General features: G+C 73.3%; 14 protein-coding genes and 1 pseudogene. 6 read left to right on the forward strand and 9 right to left on the reverse strand.

Going from position 1 to position 20,535, the window contains the following annotated elements; translation table 11 throughout:
• Positions 1 to 8: 8 nt before the first annotated feature.
• Both DVA86_RS30005 and guaA read right to left on the reverse strand, forming a co-directional pair.
• Entirely contained in the window at positions 9 to 602 is a 594-nt protein-coding gene (locus DVA86_RS30005) for a Uma2 family endonuclease (protein WP_208883045.1), read from the reverse strand.
• 108 nt (positions 603 to 710) lie between these two features.
• Positions 711 to 2,258 (reverse strand): glutamine-hydrolyzing GMP synthase, encoded by a 1,548-nt coding sequence (gene guaA, locus DVA86_RS30010; RefSeq protein ID WP_208885351.1) that lies wholly within the window; start codon positions 2,256 to 2,258, stop codon positions 711 to 713.
• A 471-nt stretch (positions 2,259 to 2,729) separates the two neighbouring features.
• Between guaA and DVA86_RS30015 the strand changes: the two genes are divergently transcribed.
• The gene (locus tag DVA86_RS30015; protein ID WP_208883046.1) at positions 2,730 to 3,056 is read left to right on the forward strand and encodes a chorismate mutase; all 327 of its coding nucleotides are present in this window, start codon (positions 2,730 to 2,732) and stop codon (positions 3,054 to 3,056) included.
• A gap of 735 nt (positions 3,057 to 3,791) precedes the next feature.
• On the opposite strand, the gene DVA86_RS30020 is transcribed toward DVA86_RS30015, so the two are convergent.
• From DVA86_RS30020 to DVA86_RS35645, 7 genes and pseudogenes are all read right to left on the reverse strand, one after another.
• A complete protein-coding gene (locus tag DVA86_RS30020; RefSeq protein ID WP_208883048.1) occupies positions 3,792 to 4,625 on the reverse strand; it encodes an aldo/keto reductase in 834 nt (277 codons plus the stop codon).
• 150 nt (positions 4,626 to 4,775) lie between these two features.
• Positions 4,776 to 6,701, reverse strand: a complete 1,926-nt coding sequence (locus tag DVA86_RS30025; protein WP_208883049.1) for a GMC family oxidoreductase — start codon at positions 6,699 to 6,701, stop codon at positions 4,776 to 4,778.
• A gap of 66 nt (positions 6,702 to 6,767) precedes the next feature.
• On the reverse strand, positions 6,768 to 8,501 hold the full coding sequence (locus tag DVA86_RS30030) for a succinic semialdehyde dehydrogenase (protein ID WP_208883051.1): 1,734 nt from the start codon (positions 8,499 to 8,501) through the stop codon (positions 6,768 to 6,770).
• Between the two features lie 118 nt (positions 8,502 to 8,619).
• Complete coding sequence (locus DVA86_RS30035; RefSeq protein WP_208883053.1) at positions 8,620 to 10,260, reverse strand: serine/threonine-protein kinase; 1,641 nt, start codon at positions 10,258 to 10,260, stop codon at positions 8,620 to 8,622.
• Between the two features lie 76 nt (positions 10,261 to 10,336).
• Positions 10,337 to 11,740 (reverse strand): annotated as a pseudogene (locus tag DVA86_RS30040) (serine/threonine-protein kinase); the annotation flags it as partial.
• A 125-nt stretch (positions 11,741 to 11,865) separates the two neighbouring features.
• Entirely contained in the window at positions 11,866 to 13,215 is a 1,350-nt protein-coding gene (locus DVA86_RS30045) for a PH domain-containing protein (protein WP_208883056.1), read from the reverse strand.
• Entirely contained in the window at positions 13,212 to 13,862 is a 651-nt protein-coding gene (locus tag DVA86_RS35645) for a PH domain-containing protein (RefSeq protein ID WP_245997347.1), read from the reverse strand. Before DVA86_RS35645 ends, DVA86_RS30045 begins: the two co-directional genes overlap by 4 nt.
• A gap of 82 nt (positions 13,863 to 13,944) precedes the next feature.
• On the opposite strand from DVA86_RS35645, the gene DVA86_RS30055 reads away from it, so the two are divergent.
• The 5 genes from DVA86_RS30055 (at position 13,945) to nadC (ending at position 20,535) form a co-directional block, all read left to right on the forward strand.
• Complete coding sequence (locus DVA86_RS30055; protein WP_208883058.1) at positions 13,945 to 15,087, forward strand: NADH-quinone oxidoreductase subunit D; 1,143 nt, start codon at positions 13,945 to 13,947, stop codon at positions 15,085 to 15,087.
• A 238-nt stretch (positions 15,088 to 15,325) separates the two neighbouring features.
• Positions 15,326 to 16,312, forward strand: coding sequence for a Rossmann-like and DUF2520 domain-containing protein (locus DVA86_RS30060; RefSeq protein ID WP_208885354.1), 987 nt, complete (start codon positions 15,326 to 15,328; stop codon positions 16,310 to 16,312).
• Positions 16,309 to 17,274, forward strand: coding sequence for a pantoate--beta-alanine ligase (gene panC / locus DVA86_RS30065; RefSeq protein ID WP_208883060.1), 966 nt, complete (start codon positions 16,309 to 16,311; stop codon positions 17,272 to 17,274). The genes DVA86_RS30060 and panC overlap by 4 nt, the downstream gene beginning before the upstream one ends.
• A 226-nt stretch (positions 17,275 to 17,500) precedes the next feature.
• Positions 17,501 to 19,435 (forward strand): L-aspartate oxidase, encoded by a 1,935-nt coding sequence (locus DVA86_RS30070; protein WP_208883062.1) that lies wholly within the window; start codon positions 17,501 to 17,503, stop codon positions 19,433 to 19,435.
• Complete coding sequence (gene nadC, locus DVA86_RS30075) at positions 19,432 to 20,535, forward strand: carboxylating nicotinate-nucleotide diphosphorylase (RefSeq protein WP_208883064.1); 1,104 nt, start codon at positions 19,432 to 19,434, stop codon at positions 20,533 to 20,535. Before DVA86_RS30070 ends, nadC begins: the two co-directional genes overlap by 4 nt.

Raw genomic sequence — 20,535 nt, forward strand, 5'->3', positions numbered from 1 at the left:
GCCGACCGCTACAGCCGGTCGATCTCCGCCAGATCGATGTCGATGTCGAACGGCACGGACAGCTTCAGCCGGTCGTGGTGGATGCCGGTCGCGACATACGAGCGGGTCACCGTGTCCAACTCGTAGACGTAGACGACCGGGTGGTCGTCGTCCCCCTTCATCTCCACCCTCCAGAAGTGCGGGATGCCCGCCCTGGCGTACTTGTACGGCTTGGTGTCTCGATCGCGCTCCTCCGACTCAGGAGAGACGACCTCCACCACGAGGACGACGTCCATGGCCTCGTAGCGGGTCTGTCTGCGGCTGGTCACTGCGGAGGCATGGACGACGAACAAGTCCGGCTCCGGAGCGCTCTTCCGGCTCAGGACCACGGCCATCTCGCGCTTGACCCTCAAGTCCTCGGGAACAGAACACCGCAGGCCTCTTTCCAAGAGGTAGAGGGCCAGCATGTGGAAGTCCCGCTGCGGGCTCACGAAGACCAGGCTCCCGTCGATCAACTCAGTGTGCGGCGGGAGGTCAGGCAGGTTGAACAGATCGTCCACGGTGTAGCCGTCCTGCGGCGGCATCGGCCACGAGGTGCCGGTCTGGAACGGCTCGGCAGTCATGGTTCCTCCCATGGACGGGATTCTTGGCCGTGCGTCCAGACTAGCGGGAGGAAAAGCCCGGCCCTTCAGCTCAAAGCGTGAAGGGCCGCGCGGCCGAGGACCCGGGGGTCACTCCCACTCGATCGTGCCCGGCGGCTTGCTCGTGATGTCCAGGACGACGCGGTTGACGTCGCGCACCTCGTTCGTGATGCGGGTCGAGATGCGGGACAGGACGTCGTACGGGAGCCGGGACCAGTCCGCTGTCATCGCGTCTTCCGAGGAGACGGGGCGGAGCACGACGGGGTGGCCGTACGTGCGGCCGTCGCCCTGGACGCCGACCGAGCGGACGTCGGCGAGGAGCACCACCGGGCACTGCCAGATGTCCCGGTCCAGACCCGCGGCCGTGAGCTCCTCGCGGGCGATGGCGTCGGCCTCGCGCAGCAGGTCGAGGCGTTCGCGGTCGACGGCGCCGACGATACGGATGCCGAGCCCCGGCCCGGGGAACGGCTGCCGCTGGACGATCTCGTCCGGCAGCCCCAGCTCCTGGCCGACCATCCGGACCTCGTCCTTGAAGAGCTTCCGGAGCGGCTCCACAAGCTCGAACTCCAGGTCCTCGGGGAGGCCGCCGACGTTGTGGTGGGACTTGATGTTGGCGGTGCCGGAGCCGCCGCCGGATTCGACGACGTCCGGGTACAGCGTGCCCTGGACCAGGAACGCGACGTCCTCGCCGGCCGCGCCCGCCTCCGCCACCAGCTCGGCCTGCGCCTGCTCGAAGACCCGGATGAACTCCCGCCCGATGATCTTCCGCTTCTGTTCCGGATCGGAGACCCCGGCGAGCGCGTCGAGGAAGCGGTCCGCGGCGTCGACGACCTTCAGCTGGACGCCCGTGGCGGCCACGAAGTCCTTCTCGACCTGCTCGGTCTCGCCCTTGCGCATCAGCCCGTGGTCGACGTACACGCAGGTCAGCTGGGTGCCGATGGCCTTCTGTACGAGCGCCGCGGCGACCGCCGAGTCGACGCCGCCGGACAGTCCGCAGATCGCGCGCTTGCTGCCGACCTGCTCGCGGATGGCCGCGACCTGCTCGTCCACGATGCTGGTCGTGGTCCAGGAGGGGGCGAGGCCCGCGCCGCGGTACAGGAAGTGCTCCAGCACCTGCTGGCCGTGCGTGGAGTGCATGACCTCGGGGTGGTGCTGGACGCCGTAGAGCTTCCGCTTGTCGTTCTCGAAGGCGGCGACCGGCACCGTCGCGGTGGACGCGGTGACGGTGAAGCCCTCCGGGGCCGCCGAGCAGGCGTCGCCGTGCGACATCCACACCTGCTGCTCGCCGGGAGTGCCCTCGAAGAGGGTGGAGCCGCGCTTGGCGATGGACAGGTCCGTACGGCCGTACTCGCGGCTGCCGGTGTTGTCGACGGTGCCGCCGAGAGCCTGAGCCATCAGCTGGAAGCCGTAGCAGAGACCGAGGACGGGGACGCCGGCCTCGAAGAGCGCGCGGTCGATGGAGGGCGCGTCGTCCGCGTACACGGAGGAGGGGCCGCCGGAGAGGATGATCGCCTTCGGGTTCCTGGCGAGGATCTCCGCGGCGGGCATGGTGTGCGGGACGATCTCGCTGTACACCCGGGCCTCGCGCACGCGGCGCGCGATCAACTGGGCGTACTGCGCGCCGAAGTCGACGACCAGGACCGTGTCCGGCTCCGCGGCCGGCCCGGCGACCGCGGACGCGGCGGGGCCGGTCCCGGCGAGGGAGGTCGCTGCCGGGTGGGAAGCGGAGGTGTCGGACGCGGCGGTGGGCTCTGATGCCACGGGGCGGCCTTTCGGCGGTGGAGCGGGCGGCTGCGCGCCCCGCGGGGACGGGGAACCGCAGCTGAAGGGGTGGACCCGGGCAATTCTACCGGGGCCGCCGGGCGTCTCAGAATGCGGCTCGTGCCGGCCCCGGCTCCGCGCGGTCGGCATACTGGGCGCCATGCCCACGCAGACGACCTTCTGGTTTACCTATGGCACCGGCCCGTCCGGCTGCCATGGTCGTGCTGCTTGAGCCACTGACAAGCGACTTCCCAGGCGCCCCGGGCCGGTCAAGGCCCGGGGCGCGCTGCGTTCGCTCCGTCCACGGGCCGGACGGCACCGGGCTCCGCCCCGAGCCCCGGAGAGACCATGACCACCAGTACGAGCACTCCCCGCACCGCGCCCGCCACGGACACCGCGCCGGCCACGGACACGGGCGCACGCGACGCCGAGGCGGCGGCGGAGATCACCGGCGCACGAGAACGCATCGACGAGCTGGACGCGCGCATCATCGCCCTCGTCCAGGAACGGGTGTCCGTGTCCGCCCGTATCCAGCGGGCGCGCATCGGCTCCGGCGGCCGCCGCGTGAACCTCTCCCGCGAGATGGAGATCCTCGCCCGCTACCGCGACGAGTTGGGCCGCCCCGGCACCGCGCTGGCGATGACGCTGCTGGAGCTGAGCCGCGGAAAGGTGTGACACGGCCGGTGTGAACCCGGCGGGTCCGGTCCCGGCACAGGTGACACCGGCCGGTGTGGCGCGGGTGCGCGCCGCCGAGGGCATGCGGCGGGCGTACGCGGTGCGCTCGTACGTGCCCCGCGCGCGCATACGGCGAGCGGCCGGTCACCCGTACGGCGCGTGACCGCTCCCGGCGGTTCTCGTTGGATGGAGTGTCCCCGAAGCCGGCTGGGCGCCCGGCGGCTCAGGGGCGGCATCACCGGAGCGATGAGACGCGGCTCCTCGGAACGGGAGCGACCGCGTCGTGGGACCTCGCTTCGGTGCAGTGACCGGACAGCAGGGGACAGCAGCCCGGTCACGACCCTCTGCCACGGCAGGGGGCCCAGCGGCCGGTCCCGGGGACGCCCTGGACCGGCCGCTCCGCGGAGCGGTGTGTACCGATCACCGCCCGATTCGCCCCGTACGGTTGCGGGCCCGGCGCGCATCGAGGACGATGCGGAGTGGGGTAAATCCCTCTGTATCCAGCCATGTTGGTGACCTTGGACGGCCGGTTCGAGCACTGTTCACCACTCGGGCGCTTTCGCCAAGGCTCCCACCGGACGGCGGCGTTACCCCCCGGCGTCGCCCGCCGGCATCGCTGCTGCCCTGGCTCCGATGCCGGCCGTAAGGCCCCGCGGACGCCGCCACCCACCCGGCGGGCACCCGGGGCCTTTCGGCGCTCTCGGTGGGACTGCCCCGCTCACTAGAGGTCGAGGCTCACAGAATGTCGAGCGGCTGCTTCTCCGTCGGCGGCGGGAACGCCTCGTCGAGTACGCGGAGATCGTCCTCCGTCAGGCGCAGGGAGAGCGCGGTGTGATTCTCCGCCACGTGCTCCGCGGAGGACGCCTTGGGGATCGCGATGACGTCGTCGTGCCGCAGCACCCACGCCAGCGCCACCTGGGCGGGGGTGGCGCCGTGCGCGGCGGCGACGGCGCGCAGCGCCTCATGGCGCAGCAGCCGGCCCTGTTCGACCGGCGAGTACGCCATGAGCGGCACGGCGAGCTCCCGGCAGCGCGGGAACAGGTCGTACTCGGGGCCGCGGCGTACGAGGTTGTAGAGCACCTGGTCGGTCTGAACCCGTGCGTGGGCAGGCAGTTCGGCGAGGTCGCCGGTGTCGAGGTTGCTGACGCCCCAGCTGCCGATGCTGCCCTCCTCGACCAGCCCTTCGAACGCCTCGACCGTCTCCGCGAGCGGCACCTCGCCCCGCCAGTGCAGCAGGTACAGGTCGATGTGGTCGGTGCCCAGGCGGCGTTGGCTGGCGTGGCAGGCGTCGACCGTGCCGCGGGCGTCCGCGTGCCAGGGCAGCACCTTGCTCACGAGGAACACCTCGTCGCGCCGGCCGCGTACCGCCTCGCCGACGAGCTCCTCGGCGCCGCCGCTCCCGTACATCTCCGCCGTGTCGATCAGCGTCATGCCCAGGTCCAGGCCGTGCCGGAGCGCGGTCAGCTCGCCCTCGCGGCGGGCTGGGTCCTCGCCTATGCGCCAGGTGCCCTGACCGAGGGCGGGCACCGTGGCGCCGGAGGGGAGGGTCACTGTCCGGGCCGTGGTCATCGCGTACGCCTTTCTGCCGGTGCCGGGGCCGGGGCCGGGGCCGGCACGGGCCGCCCGGCCCCCGGATCACCGTAGTCCGGACCGTACGGGCCCGCCCGGCGTACGTGTCCCCGCGGCGGCGGGCCGCGCTCAGCCGTCAGCCGTGAACCCTCAGTCGGCCGCCGGCGCCTTCCGCTTCGGCGGCACCGCCGGTACGGGCAGGACCGGCAGCCGGAGCGCGGCGAACGCGTCCTCCGGGACCGCCGGCGTACGGGGCCGCACCGCGGGCAGCCGTGCGTACGGCTCGTCCTGTGCCGGACGGGCGTCCTCGTCGCCCTTGTTGGGCCACAGGGACATCGCGCGCTCCGCCTGGGCGGTGATGGTGAGCGAGGGGTTCACGCCGAGGTTGGCGGTGATCGCGGAGCCGTCGACGACGGAGATGCCCGGGTGCCCGTACAGCCGCTGGTACGGGTCGATGACGCCGTTCTCGGCGCTGTCCCCGATCGGGCAGCCGCCCAGGAAGTGCGCGGTCAGCGGGGTGCCCATCAGCTCGCCGACATTGGCGCCCGCGAAGCCGTTGATCTCGTCGGCGAGGTGGCGGGCGGCCTCGGCGCTCTCCGGGATGTGCAGCGGGTTCGGCGCGCCGTGGCCCTGCCGTGCGGTCAGCAGGCCCTTGCCGAGGCCCTTCTCCTTGCGGTACGTGGTGAGGGAGTTGTCCAGCGTCTGCATGACGAGGCCGATGATGACGCGCTCGGACCATTTGCGCTGCGACAGCGAACGCAGGAAGAGGTTCGGGTGCCGCAGGCAGGTCCCCACGTGCGCGAGCACGCGCGGCAGCCGCGTGCCGTGCCGCACCTGGAGCGTGGTGAGGGCGCCCATCGCGTTGGAGCCCTTGCCGTAGCGGACGGGCTCGATGTGGGTGTTCTCGTTCGGGTGGATCGACGAGGTGATGGCGACGCCGCGGGTGAAGTCGAGCTTCTTGTCGGCGTGCTTCTCGCGGTAGCGGCGCGGGACGGTCTGGGCGCCCATCAGGGACTCGGAGTTGGTACGGGTCAGCTCCCCGAGCCGGGCCGACATACGGGGCAGCGCGCCGCTGTCGCGCATCCGGTGCAGAAGGGTCTGCGTGCCGTACGTGCCGGCGGCGACGACCACCCTGCGGGCGCGCAGCGTACGCATCCCGCGCGGCGCACCCGCCGTACGCCGGGTGCGCCGTGCGCGGCGCCCGCGCCGGGTGTCCGTCGGGACGACGCCGACGAGGAAGCCCTCGTCCGCCTCCTCGTCCACCTCGCGGAGGTCCACGACGGTGGTCATGGGCAGGATGGTGGCGCCGGCGCGCTCTGCGAGGTGCAGGTAGTTCTCGGTGAGCGCGTTCTTCGCGCCGTGCCGGCAGCCGGTCATGCACTCGCCGCACTCGGAGCAGGCGCGCCGGGAAGGGCCGGCGCCGCCGAAGTACGGGTCGGGGACCTCGCCGCCGGGGGCCGCGCTCGGCCCCGGGGCTTTCTCCGTACGGGAACCGCCCGACGCGTCGGAGCCCTCGGCGCCCTCGGAGGTCCCGGAGTCCCCGGAGGTCCCGGAACCCTCCACCGCGTCCCTGCCGTCCCCGAAGAACACGCCCACCGGCGCGAAGTGGAACGTGTCCCCCACGCCCATCCGCTCGGCCGCCGCCTTCAGATGGACGTCCGAGGGCGTCATCGTCGGGTTGAGCCGTACGCCGAGCATGCGCTGCGCCTGGTCGTAGTACGGCTTCAGCTCGTCCTGCCAGTCGGTGATGTGGCCCCACTGGCGGTCCTGGAAGAAGGGCGCGGGCGGTACGTAGAGGGTGTTGGCGTAGTTCAGCGAGCCGCCGCCGACTCCCGCGCCCGCCAGGATCATGACGTTGTCGAGCAGGTGGATCCGCTGGATGCCGTAGAGCCCGAGCGCGGGCGCCCAGAGGTAGTTCCGGATGTCCCAGGAGTTCTTCGGCAGGGACTCGCGGGTGAAGCGGCGGCCGGCCTCGAGGACGCCGACGGAGTAGCCCTTCTCCGTCAGGCGCAGGGCGGACACCGCTCCGCCGAAGCCGGAGCCGATGACGATCACGTCGTAGTCGTACGCCTGCACGGGGTCTCCTGATCGGAAGCGGAGCGGAAACGGAAGCGGTGCAAGGGGGCCGCGAGGCCCCACCGGTCAGCGGAAGCGGAGTGCCTTCAGCAGCTTCAGCGAACGCCCCATGAACGCCGCGTACGCCTCCTCGCTCATCCCCAGCGACGGCGCCATCGGCAGCACCCTCTGGTGCGCGACGGTCTGTGCCTCGGTGTACTTGAGGATGCCCTCCGAACCGTGCCTGCGGCCCAGTCCGGAGTCGCCCATGCCGCCCATCGGGGCCTGCACGCTGCCGTACGCGGAGGCGTAGCCCTCGTTGACGTTGACGGTGCCCGTACGGAGGCGGGCGGCGACTCCGCGCGCGCGGCGGCCGTTCCGGCTCCAGACGCTGGAGTTGAGGCCGTACGGCGTGCTGTTGGCGAGTTCGACGGCCTCGTCCTCGGAAGAGAAACGGTAGACGGACACGACCGGTCCGAAGGTCTCCTCGCCGCACACCGCCATCGGGGACTCGACGCCGTCGAGGATCGTCGGCTCGTAGAAGAGCGGCCCGATGTCGGGCCGCGCCCGGCCGCCCGCGAGCACCTTGGCGCCCTTCGCGACGGCCTCCTCGACGTGCCTGCTCACCGTGTCGAGCTGGCGCCGGGAGACGAGGGAGCCCATGTCGGCGCCGTACGCGAGGGAGCTGCCGAGCCGCATCGCCTTCGTACGGGCCGCGAAGCGCTCCAGGAAGTCGTCGGCGACCGACTCGTGGACGTACAGCCGCTCGATGGAGATGCAGAGCTGGCCCGCGGACGAGAACGACCCGCGCACCGCGCCCTGCGCCGCCTTGTCGAGGTCGGCGTCGGGCAGCACCAGCATGGCGTTCTTGCCGCCCAGTTCGAGCGAACAGCCGACGAGCCGCGCCGCCGCTCGCTGCGCGACCTCGCGCCCCGTGCGGGTCGAGCCGGTGAACGACACGTAGTCGGCGTTCTCGACGACAGCGGTGCCGATGACGGGCCCCTCGCCCAGGACGACCTGCCACACGTTCTCGGGCAGCCCGGCCTCGATGAGCAGCTCGCGGGCCCAGAGCGCGGTGAGCGCGGTCTCCGTGTCGGGCTTCATGACCAGCGCGTTGCCCGCGACGAGAGCGGGGAGGGCGTCGCCGACGGAGAGTTCGAGCGGGTAGTTCCAGGGCGCGATCTGGCCGACGACGCCGCGCGGCTGGCGCAGTTCGGTCACCTTGGTGAGGGCCGGGATGGCGCCGGTGTGCCGCTTCGCGCCGAGGTACGAGGGGGCCTTGCGGCCGTAATGCCGCGCGGCGACGGCGACGGCGAGCACCTCCTCGAACGCGTGCAGCCGCGCCTTCCCCGTCTCCAGCTGGATCAGGTCCAGCGCCTCGGACTGGCGGCGCAGCACCAGGTCGTGGAAGCGGAGCAGGACGGCGGCCCGCCGCCGTACGGGCGTGTCCGCCCACGCCCGCTGCGCGTCACGCGCCCGTGCGAAGGCGGTGACGACGTCCTCCGGGGTGGACTCGGGCAGCTCGGCGAGCCGCTGCCCGGTGAACGGCGAGTGGCCGGCCGTACTGCCCGAGCCGACCACCGGGCCGGTGAGGCGCGCGACCAGCTCGGGCGTGACCACGTCGGCCGCGGTACGAGCGCCCGCGGGCGCGGGGGCGACCGGGTTCCCGCCGTCCGGGGCGGCGTCCGGCGCGGCGTCCGGCGCCGGGGCGTCCGGGGCGTCAGCAGCGGCGTCCGGGGCCGCGCTGCCGGACGCGGCGGTGTCCGGCGCGGGTTCCGGGCGGTCGGTTTCGTGCCGTTCGGTGTCCTGCGAGTCCGTCATGGGGGTGAGCGTACGGCCGCTGTGCGCACCCGCATACCCGGCGGTAACCAGTCTTCACCGCTCGTTTACAACTGCGCCAGCGATCACTGGCACGATCGGCGCCGAGCGGGCAGCCCGGTCAGGACTTGGCCTGCTTGATCTCCAGGTTCGCGACCAGGTCCTCGAACATCTCCTTGGCCTCCTTGCGCGAGGCGGCGTCGCCGTCCGGCGCCTGGAGGATGAGGTGCCACTCGATGGCATTGCCGTTGACGTAGACGAGCTCCCGGGCCGAGCGCTTCTTGGGCGAGTCCTCGGGCTGGTACGTGGCCTCGAGCTCAGCCGCGTCCTTCCCCTGGTGCTTCGTGCTCTCGACCGTGCCCTCGACGTTCTCGAAGTTGCTGTACAGCGTGTCCTTGTACCACTCGAGCCTGCTGTTGGCCTCGCCGACCGAGCCCTTCTCCGCGTCCTCGGCCTTGGACAGTTCGATGTACCAGTCCCCGTCCTTGGACGTGAAGGTCACCTGGCCCTCGTTCTCGGAGCGTACGTAGTCCGCCGGGACCGCGAGGGAGGCGCCCGTCTGCTTCGTCTCGTCCCGCTGCTTCCAGCCGTCGGGCAGCCCGCTGTCCGCGAACGGATTGGCGAGCAGCAGCACCAGCGCGACGGCTATCGCCAGTACGCTGCCGCCCGTGCCGAACTGGGCCTTGCGGCTGCCGCGCAGCGCACGGGCGTACGAGCGGGTGAGCCCCTGGACCCGGGTGGTGCCGCCGGCCCCGTTCGTCAGCGTCCCCGCCTTCGGCTGCGGCGGCCGGGCCGCCTCCTCCAGCGTCTGCCGGATTTCGGCGGGGTCGGGCCGGGCGGCCGGGTCCTTGCGCAGCAGCTGCATGATCATCGTGCCGAGCGCGCCCGTTGCCCGCGCGGGCATCTGCGGTTCGGAGGAGAGGACGGCCTGCAGTGTGGCCGGGGTGTTGCTGCGGCGGAACGGCGAGACGCCCTCCATCGCCGCGTACAGCACCACACCCAGCGACCACAGGTCCGACTCGGGTCCGGGCCGCTGCCCCAGCACCCGTTCCGGCGAGATGAACTCGGGCGAGCCGACGAACGCGCCGGTCTCCGTGAGCCCTTGCTCGCCCTCGACCTGGGCGATGCCGAAATCCGTGAGCACCACCCGGTCGTACCGCCCGAGCAGGACGTTGTCCGGCTTCACGTCGCGGTGCAGCACACCGGCCTCGTGCGCCGCCCCGAGCGCCCCCAGCACCGCCAGGCCGATCCGCGCGGCGTCGCGCGCGCCCAGCGTGCCCTCGGTCAACTGGTCGCCCAGCGAACGGCCCTTGACCAGCTCCATCACGATCCACGGCTGGCCGTCCTCGACCACCACGTCGTGCACCGTGACGACCGACGGGTGGTCGATACGGGCGGCGGCGCGCGCCTCGCGGCGCATCCGCTGGTACATGGTCTGGCGTTCCTGGTCCGACAGGTGGTCGGGCACCCGCGGTTCCTTGACGGCGACGTCGCGGTCCACCACCTGGTCGTGCGCGCGCCACACGGTGCCCATGCCGCCGTGCCCGAAGCGCGCGTCGAGGCGGTACCGCCCGCCCAGCACCCGGCCGCCCTCCGGACTCCCGCCGCCGCCGGGCGCGTTGGCGGATGTGGCGACCTGGGTCGGCTCGTACGGGCTCGCGTTCTGCTGTTGCGGGCGAGCGTGCTGCTGCTGGGCCGCGGCCGTCGGCGGCTGCAGCCCGTAGCTCGTGGGCTCGTTCACTGGCCCCCCGTCGTTCGTCATGACCCCATCATTACCGTGTGGAGCCGTCCGGACGCCAGTTGGATAACCCAGCTGTGACACTGCTGCCGCGCAGCCGTCAGGAGAGCACCCGGTACGTGTCGACGACACCCTCGAAATACCGGTCCACATCCTGCTTTTCGTCCTCCGGACCGATCAGCAGCACGAGGTGGTAGCGGTCGCCGAGGATCATCGCGCGGTTGCGCACGTAGACCTTGCGCCCGCTGTCGTCCTCCCAGGTGTAAGTGCCCTCCGCCATCGCCGTGTCGCCCACGTCGATACGGCGCAGGCTGCTCGCCGACGACCAGCCGGAGTCGCGGAACGGCGCCAGCTCCCGCTCGCTGTCCGCCTGGTACTCGAGCGGGTCCTTGCCGTACTTCGCCGTCGTGTCACGGCCCTTGACGACGACCATCTCGAACTCGCCCGAGTCGAACCGGACCTGGCCGCGGTCGTTCGGCCCGCTGCGGTCCCAGCCGTCGGGCAGCCCGATCTGGAAGCCGGTGGCGTCCTTGTGCAGGCTGAAGCCCTTGGCGAGATCGGCAGGCTGCGTCGTCTGCGGCGACTGCTCCTCGGGCGCGTCCCGGCCGTCACCGGCCTTGCCCTCGTCGCCGCCCTCGCCGTCCTCGGGGGCGCCCGACGGCGCGGGCTCCTGTTCCCCCACCGAGCCGCGCTGGCGGCCGTCCGAACCGCCGCTGTCCTGCTCGGGCATGAACCACATCGCGTACAGCACCGCCAGCGTCAGCACCAGCAGCACCAGCCCGAGCAGCAGCCGGCCCAGCCGGCGCGGGCTGTCCGCGCCACGCGGGGCGCGTGCCCGCGGCTCGCGCCGGGGGCGCCGCGCGGGGCGTTCGGGCCGCGGCTCCGCCGGCAGCTCGACCTGGGGCGCGGCGGCCGGCTCGTCCGCGGGCCGGTGTCCGCGCCGCTGCTTGGGCTGCTTTTGGGGCGGGGCAGGCTGCTTCCGCATCCGGCGCCTGCGTACGAGCTCGCCGCGGCGCCGCTTGATGGGCAGCCGCTTCGGGTCGGACGGGCGGCCGGGCTCCAGCGACGGCGGCGCGGTCAGCGTACGGCGGCCGACCTCCGGCTCCGGCGCGGACCGGATCAGCGAACGCAGCCAGCCGCGCAGCTCCTCGAACTCCGGCCGCTCCGTGGGGTCCTGGCGCAGCAGCGACTCGACGACCGGCCGCAGCGCGCCGCACTCCTCGGCGTACGCGGGCGGCTCGGCGCACACCATCTGCACCAGCTCCGCGACGCTGTCCTCCGGGTACGGCGCGTGCCCCTGGACCGCGCGGAACAGCAGCACGCCCAGCGCCCACAGGTCCGCGGCGGGACCGACGGGTGGTGCCAGCCGCCAGTTCTCGTACACCGGACCGGCCTGCTCGGGCGCCCAGCGCTCGGTCACGGCGCCCACGACGGTCATGCGCGCCTGGCGCGCACGCTCGGCGTCGAGTGCGGTGACGGGGCCGCGGTAGCGGTCGGGGGAACCCTGGTACGGGGGGCGGTCCCTTTTACCCATCTGACGCTGCCGACGAAGGCCTAGGTGTCGGTCTCGGCGATGGGCGTGCCAGTAACAAAAAGACCGCCCGTACGCGCCCCGCGCCCCTACGCCCCTCAGCCACCGCCCGTCAGCCACCGCTCGGGGCCCGCTTCGCGGCGGCCCGTGCGGGAGCGTTCCGCCTGGGCGGCGACGAACGCGCGGGCCTCCGTCTCGTCGCGCTGCCGGGCCGCGGCCCAGCCCCGCGCTCCGTGGTCGACGGCCACGTCGGCCAGCCGCAGCCGCCGCTGCCACGGGCCCTGGCGGAAGCGCACGGACTGCACCTTCGCGTGCGGCACGAGCTCCGTACGGCGGTGCATCAGCCCGTTGCGCGTCACGAACACCGCGTCCGTCACCCCGTGTGCGTAGCCGCGCCACCGTACGGGTGCGCACCAGTGGGCGCGTACCGGTGCCCGTACGGTGGCCGCCACCGTCGCGGCCAGATCGACGCCCGGGAGGACGCGGGCCAGGACGCGTGCCGCGTCCGCGTGGGTGGCGACGGGCAGCAGGACGCCGCCTGCCTTGCCCCGTGCGCCCTTCGCGGCGCCGGCGACCTCCAGCTCGACCCGTACCCAGCCGCGGCGGCGCCACAGCAGCGGCTCCCTGACCCGTACGTACTGCACGCGGCCCGGCGGCACCGTCGCGTGGTCGCGGTCCAGCAGGCCGTGGTCGATACGGAGGCCGTCCGGCGACTCCGCCACCGTCCAGTCGAACTCGGTCAGGAACCGCCCCAGACTGCTCGCCCACACCCCGCCCAGCAGCGGCAGCGCGACCGCGAGGGCGACCCAGGGGCTGTGGCTGGCGAGGTAGACCAGCGGCGGCACGGCCAGCGCCGCCGCCAGCGCCGCCCAGCCGCTGCCGAGCAGCAGCAGCCCGGTGATGAGCATGCCCGTACGCACCCGCAGCAGCTCGTGCGCCGGTGCCTCGCCCGCCTCCGGTGCGGCGTCGGGCGCCATCCCGGCGGCGCGGGCGAGGAGTTCGGCGCGGAGGGCGGTCGCGTCGCGCTCGCCCAGGTACGCCAGTTCGTCCTTGGCCTCCGTGCCGACGACGTCCAGTTTGAGCTTGGCGACCTGCGCGATACGGGCGAGCATCGGCCGGCTCACGTCGATGCCCTGGATGCGGTCCAGCCGGATGTGCGCCGTCCGTCGGAAGAACAGGCCCGTACGGATGCGCAGTTCGGTGTCCGTCACCACGTAACTGGTGAACCACCAGGAGAAGAAGCCGTACGCGCCCGCCACCGGCAGCAGTACGGCGAAGCCGGCGAGCAGCCAGCCGACGGTCAGTTCGGTGAACCACTGGCGGGTGCGTTCGAAGTCCTGGACGGCGTACACGGTGAAACCGGCGACCGGCGCCCACGCGCGCCGCCACGGGGTGATGGGGTGCAGCCGGTTGCCTTCGGGCCGGGCGGGCAGCAGTCGCACGGTCACAGCCCCGCCGAACGGGCCTCGCCCAGCTCCGTCAGCCGGTCCCGCAGCCGTTCGGCCTCCTGCGGGGTGAGCCCCGGGATGGTGGCGTCGGTGGTCGCTGCGGCGGTGTGCAACTGGAGGCGGGCGAGGCCGTAACGCCGTTCCAGCGGGCCGGAGGTGACCTCGACGAGCTGCATCCGCCCGTACGGCACCACCGTCATCTCCCGCCACAGGACGCCGCGGGTGATCAGCAGATCGTCGGCGCGCTCCGCGTACCGCCACGAACGCCAGTTGCGGGCCAGCGCGCCCCACCCCCAGCCGGCCGCCGCCAGGGGTGGCAGCGCGCACAGCCACCACACGCGGCCGGCGAGCACGCCGGGCAGCGCGCCCGCCGCGGCGGCCAGTGGGAGGAGCGTGCCGAGGAGGACGAGGCGGCGCATACGGAGGAGGGCGGGCTCGACGCTCTGCCAGCGCTCGCCGGCGGGGGAGGCGCCCGTAAGGGCGGCGTCCGTACGGGAGACATCCGTACGGTGCGCGCTTTCCGTACGGGCGACGGCGGCCTCCGTACGGTGCGCGTTTTCCGTACGGGGGACTTCCGTACGGTCGCCGCCGTCCGCACCCCCGCCGGCGCCCGTTCTGTCCCCGTCTTCGTCTCTGCCCGTCGTCATGTGGGCAGCGTATGCGCGTCCCGTGACAGTGCGTATCCGACCGGGGAAGGAGGCGGCGGACGGAAGTGCCACACTATGGGCCATGACGGAGACGACGGTTGGCATCGGAGGTGCCGCGGAGAGCACGGACATGGTGCTCAACATCGGCCCCCAGCACCCCTCCACCCACGGCGTACTGCGGCTGCGCCTCGTCCTGGACGGCGAGCGGATCACCTCCGCCGAGCCCGTGGTCGGCTACATGCACCGCGGCGCCGAGAAGCTCTTCGAGGCACGCGACTACCGGCAGATCATCGTCCTCGCCAACCGGCACGACTGGCTGTCCGCGTTCTCCAACGAGCTGGGCGTCGTGCTGGCCGTCGAGCGGATGCTCGGCATGGAGGTGCCGGAGCGCGCCGTCTGGACCCGCACCCTTCTCGCGGAGCTGAACCGGGTCCTGAACCACATGATGTTCCTCGGCTCCTATCCCCTGGAGCTCGGCGGCATCACCCCCGTCTTCCACTCGTTCCGCGAGCGCGAGGAGCTCCAGAACGTGATGGAGGAAGTCTCCGGCGGCCGGATGCACTACATGTTCAACCGCGTCGGCGGCCTCAAGGAGGACCTGCCGGCCGGCTGGTACGGGCGGGCCCGCGAAGCCGTGGCCGCCGTACGCTCCCGAATGGACGTCTTCGACCGGCTGGTGCTGGGGAACGAGATCTTCCGCGGCCGTACGGAGGGCGTCGGCGTCCTCGCCCCCGAGACCGTGCACGCGTACGGAGTCAGCGGCCCCATCGCCCGCGCCTCCGGGGTGGACTTCGACCTGCGCCGCGACGAGCCGTATCTCGCGTACGGCGAACTGCGCGACACCCTCCGCGTCGTCACCCGCCAGGGCGGCGACTGCCTCGCCCGCTTCGAGGTGCTGCTGGGCCAGGCGCACAACTCCCTCGAACTGGCCGACGCCTGCCTCGACCGGCTCGCCGAGCTGCCCCCCGGGCCCGTCAACCAGCGGCTGCCCAAGGTGCTCAAGGCCCCCGAGGGCGCCACGTACGCCTGGACGGAGAACCCGCTCGGCCTCAACGGCTATTACCTCGTCTCCAAGGGCGAGAAGACCCCGCACCGGCTGAAGCTGCGCTCCGCCTCGTACAACAACATCCAGGCGCTCGTCGAACTGCTGCCGGGGACGCTGGTCGCGGACATGGTGGCGATCCTGGGGTCGTTCTTCTTCGTCGTGGGTGACATCGACAAGTGAGCCGGCGGGTACGGCGGGGCATGAGGCCGAGGGTGCGCGGCGGAGGGTGCGGGGCGGCGCTCACGTAGCATGGCCGGGCATCGTCACATCGTCCGGTACCGCACGCGGACTGGAACGGAAGACGGAAGGTCAGCACTCCGTGAACGCACAGCAACCGCCCGACCCCGCGTACGGGCCTCTCTCCGGGCAGCCGTCCGGGCCTCCCTCCGGGGCTTCCGGGTTCTCCGGGCCCGATCCCCTGCCTGTACGGGCCGAGGACCGCCCCGCGCGGCTCAGCGTCGGCGTCGTCGGCACAGGCCGCGTCGGCCCCCCGCTGGCCGCCGCGCTGCGGCTCGCCGGGCACCGGCCGGTGGCCGCGTCCGGTGTCTCCGAGGCGTCCCGCTCCCGGGCCGCCGAGCTGCTGCCGGGCGTTCCGCTGGTCGAGCCCGCCGAGGTGCTGGCGCGCTGCGACCTCGTCCTGCTCACCGTCCCCGACGACGCGCTCCCCGGCCTGGCCGCCGGCCTCGCGGAGACCGGCTCCGTACGCCCGGGGCAGCTGCTCGTGCACACCTCCGGGCGGTACGGCACGGACGTGCTCGAACCGGTGCTGCGCGCGGGCGGGCTGCCGCTGGCGCTGCATCCGGTGATGACGTTCACCGGTACGCCCGTCGACGTACAACGGCTCGCAGGCTGCTCCTTCGGCGTCACCGCGCCCGAGGAACTGCGGCTCGCGGCCGAGGCGCTGGTGATCGAGATGGGCGGCGAGCCCGAGTGGATCGCGGAGGAGGCGCGTCCGCTCTACCACGCGGCGCTCGCACTCGGCGCGAACCACCTGGTCACGCTGGTCGCCCAGGCCATGGAACTGCTCCGGACCGCGGGCGTCGAGGCCCCCGACCGCATGCTCGGGCCGCTGCTCGGCGCGGCCCTCGACAACGCCCTGCGCTCCGGCGACGCGGCCCTCACCGGACCCGTCGCCCGCGGCGACGCGGGCACGGTCGCCGCCCACGTCAGCGAGCTGCGCGAGCACGCGCCGCAGGCCGTCGCCGGGTACCTCGCGATGGCGCGTACGACGGCGGACCGCGCGCTGGCGCACGGGCTGCTCAAGCCGGAGCTGGCGGAGGACCTGCTGGACGTGCTGTCGGGACCGGCGGGGCCCGCGGGCTCCGGCGGGAGCGGCGGCACCGGCGGCTCTGGCGGGACCGGCGGGCCCACGGGGCCCGGACCGGCGGGGGAGGACGGACGATGACGACCGCCGAGCGCCCGGGCGACGCGCGTACGGACGGTGGCGCGCGTACGGACCGTGTGGACCGTACGGCCGCCGCTGCCGCAGCGCCCCTCCGCCTCGCCCGCACAGCCGCGGAACTCCCGCCGCCGCCCGCGCGCACCGAGGGCGTACGGCGCGCCGTCGTGATGACGATGGGCGCCCTGCACGACGGCCACGCGGCCCTGATCCGCGCCGCCCGTTCACGGGTGGGCGCGGACGGTCAGGTGGTGGTGACGGTCTTCGTCAACCCGCTCCAGTTCGGCCCCGGCGAAGACCTCGACCGCTACCCGCGCACGCTCGACGCCGACCTCCGCGTCGCCGCCGAGGCGGGCGCGGGCACGGTCTTCGCGCCCGGGGGAGACGAGGTGTACCCCGGCGGCGAACCGCAGGTGCGCATCACTGCCGGGCCCATGGGCGAACGCCTGGAAGGCGCGCACCGGCCCGGCCACTTTGACGGGATGCTCACCGTGGTCGCGAAACTGCTGCACCTGACGGCGCCCGACATCGCGTACTACGGGCAGAAGGACGCCCAGCAACTCGCGCTCATCCGGCGGATGGTGCGCGACCTGAACTTCCCGACGGAGATCGTCGGCGTACCGACCGTCCGCGAACCGGACGGTCTGGCCCTCTCCAGCCGCAACCGCTACCTCGGCCCGGCCGAACGCCGTACGGCACTCGCCCTGTCCGGCGCCCTGTTCGCCGGCCGCGACGCGGCGGACGGCGGACCGGCGGCGGTCCGTACGGCGGCACTGCGGGTACTGGACGGGGCACGCGCCGGTACGCCGCCGCTGGCGCCGGACTATCTGGCGCTTGTCGACCCCGACGACTTCACGGAGGTTCCGGAGGACTTCGAGGGCGAAGCGGTCCTCGCGGTTGCGGCGCGCGTCGGTACGACGCGGCTGATCGACAACGCCCGCATCCCCCTAAGGGAAGGCCCGCGATGACCCCGCCCTCCACCCGTTCCTCTGCACCGCACCGCCGCGGCTCGGCGGCGCCGACCGGCCGCTTCTCTCCGCCGCGACGGCGAGTGGCCGAGCGTCGCTGTTCGGCGGTGCCGAACGGGCCGGTGGTGACCGCCGGTTGCGTGCGTGGTGGTTGCGCGCCGTTGCGGCGCAACAGGTCGTCGCCGTCGCGGTGCGCGACGGCGCACCGCGACGGCGGAGGTGCCGTATGACCGGGCACGGGCCCGGCACAAAGCCCGGCACAAAGCTCCCCGCGCCCCCGCCCGGCTGGATCATCGACGCGGACGTCGTCGTCGTCGGTTCCGGCGTTGCCGGGCTCACCGCCGCCCTCCGCTGCGCGGCGGCGGGCAGTCGTACGGTCGTCGTCACCAAGGCGCGTCTGGACGATGGTTCGACCCGCTGGGCTCAGGGCGGCATCGCCGCCGCGCTCGGTGAGGGCGACACCCCCGAACAGCACCTGGACGACACCCTGGTGGCCGGGGCGGGCCTGTGCGACGAGATGGCCGTACGCACGCTCGTCACGGAGGGACCGGACGCCGTACGGCGGCTGATCGCGAGCGGAGCGCAGTTCGACGTGTCCCGTACGGGCGGCATCGCGCTGACCCGTGAGGGCGGTCACCACCGGAGCCGGATAGCGCACGCGGGCGGCGACGCGACGGGCGCGGAGATCTCCCGGGCGCTCGTGCAGGCCGTACGCACCCACGCGCCCGCCGCACCCGCGCCCGCCGCACCCGACGCAACCGGCGCACCCGCAACCGGCCTCCCCCAGGGCAGCATCCGCACGGTCGAGAACGCGCTCGTCCTCGACCTCCTCACGTCCCCCGACGACGGCCGTACCACCGGCGTCACCCTGCACGTCATGGGCGAGGGCCAGCACGACGGCGTCGGTGCCGTGCACGCGCCCGCCGTGGTGCTCGCGACCGGCGGCATGGGGCAGGTGTTCTCCGCGACGACGAACCCGGCCGTGTCCACCGGTGACGGCGTGGCGCTCGCGCTGCGCGCGGGGGCTGAGGTGAGCGACCTGGAGTTCGTGCAGTTCCATCCGACGGTGCTGTATCTCGGCCGGGAGGCGGAGGGGCAGCAGCCGCTCATTTCGGAGGCCGTACGGGGAGAGGGCGCGTACCTCGTCGACGCCGACGGCGAGCGCTTCATGCTCGGCCGCCACGAACTCGCCGAGCTGGCACCGCGCGACATCGTCGCCAAGGGGATAATGCGGCGGATGCGCGAGCGCGGCGCCGAGCACATGTACCTGGACGCCCGCCACTTCGGTGCCGAGATGTGGGAGCACCGCTTCCCGACGATCCTGGCCGCGTGCCGTGCGCACGGCATCGACCCGGTCACCGAGCCGATCCCGGTGGCGCCGGCCGCGCACTACGCGTCGGGCGGCGTCCGTACGGATCTGCGCGGCCGTACGACGGTCCCGGGCCTGTACGCGTGCGGCGAGGCGGCCTGCACGGGGGTGCACGGCGCGAACCGGCTCGCCTCCAACTCCCTTCTGGAGGGCCTGGTCTTCGCCGAACGCATCGCGCAGGACATCGCGCAGGGCATCGCCCAGGACAGCACCCACGGCGACGCCCACGAACCCACGCTGCCCGCCACCGAATCCGCGGCCGCGCCCGCCCTCACCACACCGCTCCTCCCCGCCTCCGCCCGTACGGCGATCCAGCGGATCATGACGGAGGGCGCGGGCGTGCTGCGTTCCGGTACGAGCCTCACCCGGGCCGCCGCCCAGCTGGCCGCGCTCAGCGCGGACACCGAGCACAAGCCCGCCGAACCCGGCGTGGACACCTGGGAGACGGCCAACCTGCACCTCGTCGCGCGCGTACTGGTCGCGGCCGCGCTGCGCCGTACGGAGACGCGCGGCTGCCACTGGCGCGAGGACCATCCGGAGCGCGACGACGCCGTATGGCGCCGCCATCTCACGGTCTCCCTGCGCCCGGACGCGCGGAGCTCTACGCTCGACACCCTCGACGTCCGTACGACCGACGCGACCGCCTTCCCGCCCGTCGAACCGTCCAGGGGCGGCCCCGCGACCGAGGCGTCCACGAACGCCTCGCCCTCGAACGCCCCGTCCACGCACGACCCGCCCACGAACCCCGCGCCGCCCGGAAGCCAGGCCGCCGCCACCGAGGAGAACCCGTGACCAGCCCCACCTCCGACGAAGAGCGCCGTCCGCAGCCGGTGGATGTGCCGCTGCTGCAGATCGGCGGTTCGCCCGCCGAAGCCGCCCCGGGGGGCGGGGGCTGCGGAGACGGATGCGGTTGTGCCGCCGGGGCGGACGAGCCGTACGGCGCTGGCGGCCGCGACTACGGCCTGGACCCCCTCGACTGCGGCCTCGACCCGGCGCTCGCGCGCCTCATCCAGGACGCGGGGCTGGATCCCGTACAGGTCGAGGACGTCGCGCACCTCGCCATCGAGGAGGACCTGGACCACGGCGTGGATGTCACGACCGTGGCGACCGTCCCCGAGAACGCCATCGCCACCGGCGACTTCACGGCCCGCGAGGCGGGTACGGTCGCGGGCCTGCGCATCGCGGAGGCGGTGCTGTCGGTGGTGTGCACGGACGAGTTCGAGGTGGAGCGGCACGCCGAGGACGGCGAGCGGGTGGAGCCGGGGCAGCGGCTGCTGACCGTACGGGCCCGCACCCGCGACCTGCTCACCGGCGAGCGCAGCGCGCTCAACCTGCTGTGCCGCCTGTCCGGCATCGCCACCGCGACCCGCGCCTGGTCGGACGCGCTGGAGGGGACGCGTACGCGCGTGCGTGACACCCGTAAGACGACGCCGGGGCTGCGCGCCCTGGAGAAGTACGCGGTCCGCTGCGGCGGCGGCGTCAACCACCGCTTCGCGCTGTCCGACGCGGCGCTGATCAAGGACAACCACGTGATCGCGGCGGGCGGCGTCGCCGAGGCGTTCAAGCAAGTGCGGGACGCCGTACGGGAGTTCGGCGGCACGGACATCCCGATCGAGGTGGAGGTCGACCGGCTGGACCAGATCGAGCCGGTCCTCGCCGAGGGAGCGGACCTGCTGCTGCTGGACAACTTCACGCCGGAGCAGACCGCCGAGGCCGTGGCGCTCGTCGCGGGCCGGGCGCGTCTCGAGTCGTCGGGCCGCCTCGCGCTCGAGTCGGCCCGTACGTACGCGGACACCGGCGTCGACTATCTCGCCGTCGGGGCGCTGACGCACTCGGCGCCGATCCTCGATATCGGCCTCGACCTGCGCGACGAGGCGCAGGAGGTCGGCTGA

The organism is Streptomyces armeniacus (genome assembly GCF_003355155.1).
Lineage (GTDB): Bacteria > Actinomycetota > Actinomycetes > Streptomycetales > Streptomycetaceae > Streptomyces > Streptomyces armeniacus.